This window comes from Streptomyces torulosus (genome assembly GCF_001419765.1).
In the GTDB taxonomy this organism is placed as follows: Bacteria; Actinomycetota; Actinomycetes; order Streptomycetales; family Streptomycetaceae; genus Streptomyces; species Streptomyces torulosus.
The window spans coordinates 1-7,718 of the sequence record NZ_LIRK01000585.1; the positions used below are offsets into that span (position 1 = coordinate 1).

5 protein-coding genes are annotated in these 7,718 nt (G+C 71.1%); 2 read left to right on the plus strand and 3 right to left on the minus strand.

Annotated features, from left to right (window positions below):
* A partial coding sequence (locus AOK23_RS34140) for an amino acid adenylation domain-containing protein (RefSeq protein WP_055716413.1) occupies positions 1 to 1,391 on the minus strand: 1,391 nt, incomplete at its 3' end.
* On the minus strand, positions 1,388 to 3,361 hold the full coding sequence (locus tag AOK23_RS34145) for a type I polyketide synthase (RefSeq protein WP_107102941.1): 1,974 nt from the start codon (positions 3,359 to 3,361) through the stop codon (positions 1,388 to 1,390). The genes AOK23_RS34140 and AOK23_RS34145, both read right to left, overlap by 4 nt.
* A gap of 709 nt (positions 3,362 to 4,070) precedes the next feature.
* Between AOK23_RS34145 and AOK23_RS34150 the strand changes: the two genes are divergently transcribed.
* Complete coding sequence (locus AOK23_RS34150) at positions 4,071 to 5,090, plus strand: GAF domain-containing protein (RefSeq protein ID WP_055716414.1); 1,020 nt, start codon at positions 4,071 to 4,073, stop codon at positions 5,088 to 5,090.
* A gap of 295 nt (positions 5,091 to 5,385) precedes the next feature.
* On the opposite strand, the gene AOK23_RS34155 is transcribed toward AOK23_RS34150, so the two are convergent.
* Positions 5,386 to 6,348 (minus strand): AraC-like ligand-binding domain-containing protein, encoded by a 963-nt coding sequence (locus AOK23_RS34155; RefSeq protein WP_469851836.1) that lies wholly within the window; start codon positions 6,346 to 6,348, stop codon positions 5,386 to 5,388.
* A gap of 354 nt (positions 6,349 to 6,702) precedes the next feature.
* On the opposite strand from AOK23_RS34155, the gene AOK23_RS34160 reads away from it, so the two are divergent.
* On the plus strand, positions 6,703 to 7,718 hold a 1,016-nt coding region (locus tag AOK23_RS34160), incomplete at its 3' end, for an ATP-binding protein (protein ID WP_055716415.1).

Here is a 7,718-nt window from a genome sequence, read left to right on the forward strand (position 1 = left end):
CCGAGTTCGATGCGATGGCCGCGGATCTTCACCTGGTGGTCGGTGCGCCCGAGGTGGATCAGCTGCCCGTCGCGCAGGGCGACCCGGTCGCCGGTGCGGTACCAGTCGGCCTCGGTGACCGGGCCGGTGCCGGTGCCGGTGCCGGTGCCGGTGCCGGTGCCGGTGCCGGTGCTTGTGCCCGTGCTTGCGCCGGTGCCGTCGTCGGCGGGGACGAAACGGCCCGCGTCGTTCGCCGGGTCGAGATAGCCGGGGAAGCGCTGCGGGCCGCGCATGCACAGCTCCCCGATGTCGGCGGGCTCGCCGTCCTCGTCCAGGAGCAGGAAGTCCAGGGTGGGGAAGCACCGGCCGATCGGCGCCGTGCCGTTCGGGGTCTCCGGCCAGTCGGCGAGGTTCGCGGGGAAGCGGTAGCCGGTGCAGGAGATGGTCAGCTCCGTCGGCCCGTACAGCACGTCGAGCTCGCTGTTCGGGGCGGCCTCCCGCCACTCGCGGGCCGCGGCCAGGGACAGCGGTTCGCCTCCGAAGACCGTCCACCGCAGGGTGGGCATGCTGCCCGGCTTCAGGGTGCCGAGGCGGGAGGCGAAGGTGATGAGCGAGGGCACCGAGAACCAGTGCGTCAGCCGCAGGGCGTTGACGGTCTTCACCGGTGACAGCAGCTGACTGCGGGCCGGCACCACCAGGGTCGCCCCGCCCGCCCAGGCCACGAACAGATCGTGCACCGAGGCGTCGAAGGTCAGCTCGAACGTCTGTGACATCCGGCTGCCGGGCCCGACACCGTACCGGGACGCCACATGACCGAGGTTGGCGGAGATGTTCCGGTGGGTGATCGGCACGCCCTTCGGTGCCCCGGTCGAGCCGGAGGTGAAGATGATGTACGCCAGGTCGTCCGGGCCCACGCGGGGCCACTCCCCGTCCGGGCGGGGCTCCGCGGCGATCGCCGCCAGTCCCGGCTCGTCCAGGACGAGCCTCGGTACCCCCGGGTCCACGTCCTCGGTGTCCGTGAGGACCAGGTCCAGCTCCGCCGCCCGGACGATCCCGGCGGTGCGGCCAGCCGGGTGCTCCGGGTTGAGGGTGACCACGGTGGCCCCCGCCCGCTGGATCGCGAGATACCCGGCGTACGCGGCGACCGAGCGGCTCGCCAGCAGTCCGATCCGCCGGGGCCGTTCACCCCCCGCCGCCGTGAGCAGCCGGGCGGCGATCCCCTCGGCGAGCCGCCGCAGTTCGGCGTAGGTCAGCCGCCGGTCCTCGACCTCCAGCGCGACCTCGTCCGCGAACTCCTCGGCGGAGCGGGCGAACCAGCCGTACAGGGTCTGCGGGTCGGTGCTCTGCCCGGGCGCCGCCGGGCCGCCGGGTCTGTTCGGGTCGGGCGTGCCGACCCCGGGACGGGCGCTCATCGGGCCGCGGCCTCCAACTCACGGGTCCACTCGCGCAGTTCGCCGACCGTGCGCAGGCGGCCGAACTCCTCCGGGTCGACCTCCTGGCCGGACCGCCTGGTCAGCTCCACCACGATGCGGAGCCGGGCGAGCGAGTCGATGCCGATCTCGGTGAGGGTGGAGCCGTCGTCGAAGCCGGTGCGGGCGTGCTCCCGCAGCAGCCAGGACGACAGGTCGCTCTCCAGGTCCCCGCCGCCGCGGGCGCTCTCACCGGGCCAGTACCGCTTGGTCTGCCAGGGGTAGTGGGGGAGGGGGACGAAGCGGGCGCCCTTCTTGAACTCCTTGAACTCCTTCTCCCAGTCCACCTCCTCGCCCGCGCGGTAGCGGTCGGCGACCTCGCGGGTGGAGTGCGCGGTGTGCGCGCCCGGCGTCCCGGTGAGCGCGGCCACCAGCTCCGCGTGCGTGGCGCCGGACACCGCCATCCGGTGCTCGTGGTGGCGGCGGCGCAGCGCGGCGCTGAAGCAGATGTCCCGCACCGGGTAGCCGGCGCCCGCTCCTCCGGTGTCGAGGTACTCCGCGTACGACCGGGCCAGCGCGTCCAGCGCGGCGGGCGTCCGGGCGGAGAGCGGGAGCACATAGGTGGTGATCGACAGCACCGCCATGAGCTTCTCCTTGAAGGTCTCCTTGGCGGGCTCGGCCTGGCGCAGGACGACGTGGGCGTTGAGAGCGGAGGAACCCTGACCGGATATGCCCATGACAGCCGGACGGCCGTGGTCGCCCAGGGGGCGCGGCGAGCGGGGTATCTCCAGCGGCAGTTCGTCCCAGGCGACCGCGGGGTTGGGGGTCTCCACATGGAGGCTGGCCGGGATCTCGCCGTGCTCCAGGCAGAGCACCGCCTTGATCAGCCCGGCCAGTCCGCCCGCCGCCTCCGCGTGACCGATGTTCGACTTCACCGAGCCGACGAGCAGCGGCCGCTCCGCAGGGCGCCCCTCGCCCAGCACCTTGCCGAGCGCGGTCAGCTCCAGCGGGTCGAACACGGGGGAACCGGAGCCGTGCGCCTCGACGTAGTCGACGTCGGCGGGGTCGATCCCGGCGTCCTCGTACGCCCAGCGCAGCACGTCGAGCTGGCCGGTGAGGGAGGGGTTGAGCACCGAGTCGCTGGTGCCGCCGTCGTTGCCCACGGCGCTGCCCTGGATGACGGCGCGGATCCGGTCCCCGTCGGCGACCGCGTCGGCGAGGGGCTTCAGCACGACGACGGCGACGGCGTCGCTGGGCGCGTGCCCGTCGGCGCTCGCGTCACCGAACCTGCTGCGCCCGTCGGCGGACATGCCCCCGGCCGCGGTCATCACCTGGCCCTCGTCGGGGCGGAGTTTGAGGTTCACACCGGCGACCACGGCGAGCGGGATCTCCTTGGCGCGCAGGCTCTGCACGGCGCTGTGCACGGCGGTCAGCGAGGACGAGCAGGCCGTGTCCACGACCATGCTGGGGCCTCGGAGGTCGAAGAAGTGGGAGAGCCGGGCCGGCAGCAGCGAGCGGAAGTTGTGCAGCTGGGCGGCGGTCACCCCGTCGGGGCCGAGCCGCAGGGCACGCTCCAGGTAGTCGGCGCGGGCGTTGCCCACGAAGACGCCGGTACGGCTGCCCGCCAGGGCGTCCGGCCGCTGGCCCGCGTCCTCCAGCGCCTCCCAGGTGGTCATCAGCAACAGGCGCTGCTGCGGATCGAGTTCCACCGCCTCGGTGGCGGACAGTCCGAAGAACTCGGCGTCGAACTCCGCCGCCTCCACGTACCCGGCCCGCCTGCTGGCCAGCTTGCCGGGGCCCGGCCGTGGATCGTGCAGGGCGTCCACGTCGTACCGTTCCGGTGGGGTCTCGCTGGTGGCGTCCACGCCGTCGCGCAGCAGCTTCCACAGTTCGTCGGTCCCGGCGGCCCCCGGGAGTCGGCAGGCCATGCCGATCACTGCCACGGACCGTGCGTCCACGTCCGACTTCTTCAACGGACCTCTCCTTCGCCTGTGCGTCGATGTGCCTGTGTGATGGCGCGCTCGACCTCCACGTGGCCCCGGGGTCGCCGAGTCCGGCGGATGGTGAGCATGTTTCAGGTTCACGAGTCTGAAGTGGCCACCCGGACGTCCTCGTACCGGGTCCCCCGTGGATCAGCGGGGCAGGGCGCCCTCACTCAGGCCTGTCGACGACAGGCCCCGGAACCTGTCGTCGACAGGTCCCTAACCGGAACGGTGGCCGACCGTCCCGGATGCTGTACTGCGGCGCTGTGCGCTCAGTGGATCTTGGCGCGAAAACGTCTTGGGCGGAAGGGTGTTCCAGCCCACATGTGAGACCGGGGGTCCGCAGCCCGAACCGCACTCGCCCCACCGCTCGACACCCTCTCGTTCAGCCGGAAGCGCACGCACGACCGTCGAAAACCGGACCATCGCACGATTGTCGTACGCAAAATCGTTTCCGCTCGATTGTCGTTCAAGGTTTGGCGGGAAGTGATCGCCGAAGGTTGAAACTTGGAGAAATTTGGACAGGCTCCTGGGTTGGCCGACAGGGCGGGGCCCGTGAGGCAGGGGGTCCGTCAGGGCCGTCCGTGGCACTGTCCATCAAGTCAGCCTAGAGGGACCACCGTTGTCTGTGAGGCATCCGGGACAGAAATTAACGGTGGTGGTGAACCGTGGAGTCCGAGATTCTGCTTTCATCTGCGGTATGGATCCCCTGACCTCATCCGACCAGGCACTCCGCGCGAGCGAACAGCGCAGGCTACGGCTGCAGGTGCTCGGCCTCAACAGCGTGGAAGCGGAAGCCACCTTCGACCGGGTGGCCCGGCTCGCCGCGAGCTTCACCCGCTCGCCCCTGGCCATGGTGAACTTCATCAACGACGAGCGGCAGATGTTCCGCGGCATGTACATCCCGACCTCGTCCCCCGGTGAGAAGGTCGGCCCGGACAGCCCGGCCATCCCCTTCGACCTGAGCGAACTGTCCCGTGAGGCACCCGGCGACTACGGCTTCTGCCCGCATGTGGTCGCCCAGGGGTCCCAGCTCGCCCTGGACGACGTCTTCGACTACCCCAGGTTCAAGGGCAACCCCCTCGTCAACGACCTGGGCGTCCGCTCGTACCTCGGCACCCCGCTGCGTGACAACACCGGCATGATCCTCGGCACCGTCTGTGTCGCCGACTTCGAGCCCCGTCAGTGGGACCGCCGGATACGCGAGGCCATGCAGGAGCTCTCCGAGACCCTGCTCGCCGACTTCAAGCTGCGTGACAGTCTGCTCGCCCAGCAGCAGGAGCTGTTCGCGGTGTTCGACGGCGCCCCCTTCCCCATCATGCTCACCGAGGGGCCCAACCACCTGCTGCGTTACGCCAACGGCAAGCAGGGCCAGGCCTTCGGCATGGTCCCGCAGTTCAGCCCGGGCCGGCTCGCCCTGCCACACCTGGACGCCGTCGGCGTCTTCAACGCCATGGACGACGCCTTCCACAGCGGCCGCGCGGCCACCCTCTCCCGTGCGCACCTCGGCACCTACGACTACCCGCAGCCCCAGGAGTTCGACTTCCTGTGCACCCCCGTGCGCACCTCGCCCGGCGCGCCCATCAGCGGTGTGCTGACGGTCGCCATGAACGTGACCGGGCAGGCCTTCGCCGGCCCCGAGCAGCAGGCCTTCGCCGCCAATGTGCAGGAGCGCTTCGAGCGGCTCGGCGCGGGCGCGTTCCCGGGGCAGCGGCCGTAGATGACGGGCCGGGCCCCGCTCGGTGGCCGGACACCCGTCGACGGACCGGGCGTGTGGTGAGACGTACTTCACATGACCCGGTCCGGTCATCGGCGAAAAAATCCGGCAACTGTATGGGCCACTTACGGGCAATCTCGGCCAAGTTCCACAACCCCGGAATCCGGACATCTGACGGGAGACGTCCGGCATCCCGCACATTCCGTGTTCGTGCCGTGTGGCTTGTGAGCGACCTGTCACCGGACGGTCCGAGGACCTTCAAAAGGCCCCTCGCCGGGCCGCCCCCACCGTCGCACGGTCAGCGCGGGCTCTGCCGCATCTCCCTCGGGCTCACCCCGTAGCGCCGCCGGAAGGCCGTGCTGAGGGCGCTCGCGGAGGAGAAACCGGCGGAATAGGCCAGATCCGTGATCGACTGGTGCTCACACTCCGCGCACAGCAACCGGTCCCGCACCAGCCGCAGCCGCTCCTCGCGGATCAGCTCACGGGGCGTGGTCCCCGCCTGCTGCAACGCGAGCTGTATCTGCCGCAGCGACCAGCCGAGGGCACGCGCCACCGTCGTCCCTGTGAGCCCCGGGTCGGCCACATGGTCGCGCACATAGCGGCGGACCATCGCCTCCACCTCGCCCAACTGCCCCGGCACATCGGGGCGGTCGTCCCCGGCGGCCAGCATGCACACCAGCTCCACCACCCGGTCGGAGACGGCGTCGAACTCGGGGTCGGTCAGATGCTCCCGCTCCTCGTGCAGGGCGGTCAGCATCCCGCCCACGATCCGCCCCAGCCCTCGGGTCAGGTCCAGCCCGGCCGACACCGGCGCCCGGCAGCCCAGCCGGCCGTTCACCTCACGGGCGGGAACGGTGAGGATGAACGCGTCGACGGCGTCGCTCTGCAGACACTGGAACGGCGACGCGAAGGAGACCAGCGCCCCGGTGCCCGGCGTCAGCCGCGCCTCCTCGCCGTCCTGCCGCAGCACGATCTCCCCGTCCAGCGGCAGCAGCAGCCGGTAGTCCTCGTCCGGGTCCTGGCGCACCTGGTGCGGGGTCCGGCTGTACTCGATCCGGTCCGAGCGGTACTTGACCAGTTGATAGGTGTCGGTGCGCTGCCGGACAGTCCGCCCGCGGAAGTTCTCCGCGCAGGCGTATCTGAAGCCCATCCGGGAGTGGTACGTGCCGATGTGCTCGGTCCAGAAGTCGGCCCGCTCCCGCGGCTGAAGCTCCTCGGTGTTCAGCGCGTCGACGGCATAGCTACCCGCGGGCAACGCCACTCCTCCCGTTCATCGATCCCGACGGCTTCCTTGCGGTCTCATACGATTCCTGACCGCGAAAGCTTCAACTGGTGCATGATCAAAGATGATTCGGAGTCCGATCGGGCCGTGTGGGCACCCTAGCGCGGCAAGCGATTGCCGTGCCGTGCGGTCGGTCGATCATGCGGAAGGGAAGGTCACAGGCCCCTTCACACCCCTTGCGCCACTCATGCGCCCTGTGACAACTTCCCTGCGCGCCACGGGAAGACACGCCGGGGCCGCATCACTAACGTCGGGCGCTCCGTCAACCCGCGTTCACCGTCCGGGACCTGAGGACGTTCCGGGACTTGAGGACGTAAGGACTCGTGGACTTTCATGACCGATCAGATACCGCAGGCGGTGACCTGGGGCCTGGCCACGGCCCTGCTCGCCACCGCCGTGCTCCTGCTGCGCCAGCACGGGATCACCGCGCGGCAGCGCAGACGGAACGCCGACCTGGTCCGCGAGGTCCGGGCGCGTGAGGAGGAGCTGCGCCATCTGGTCTCGGTCCGGCTGCCCGCGCTCGCCGACCATCCCGGTCAGGATGTCCCCGGCGTCGGACCGCGCGACGCCCGGATCGCCGCCACCGAGTACGGCAAACACCTGGAGCGGGTCCTCGCCCTCTTCTCCGTCGCCGTCGACCACGCCCGCTCCCGTGCCGACCGCTCCGCCAAGGCCGCCCTCCAGGCGTCGATGCGCTCCCTCCAGGCCCTCGCCAACGAACAGCAGATCTCCATCGCCGAGATGCAGGACCGGCACGACGACCCCGACGTCCTGCGCGACCTGCTGGAGGTCGACCACACCAACGCCCAGTTCGGCCGCCGCGCCCAGGCCATCGCCGTCCTGTGCGGATCCTGGCCGGGCCGCCAGCGCGCCACCTCCCCGCTGATCGACGTCGTCCGCGGCGCCACCTCCCGCATCCGCGACTACCGGCGGATCCGGGTCAACGGCCAGGTCGACATCGCGGTGGAGAGCCGCGCCGTGGAACCCGTCGTCCTCGCCCTCGCCGAACTGCTCGACAACGCCGCCCGCCACTCGCAGCCCGACACCACCGTCGAGGTCACCGTGCAGACCGTGCACAACGGCGCCTGCGTCATCGTCGACGACGCCGGCGTCGGCATGGACGCCCAGGCCGTCGAGAGCGCCGGCCGGCTGCTCGACGGAGCCCGGGCCGTGGACGTCACCCGCCTCGGCGACCCGCCCCGGTTCGGCTTCGCCGTCATCGGGGTGCTCGCCCAGCGCTACGGGTTCAGCGTCTCCGTGGACACCCGCTCCCCCTACGGCGGCGTCCGCGCCGTGGCACTCCTGCCGGCCGCGCTGCTCACCCACCTGGAGCCCGCCGCCCCCGAGGC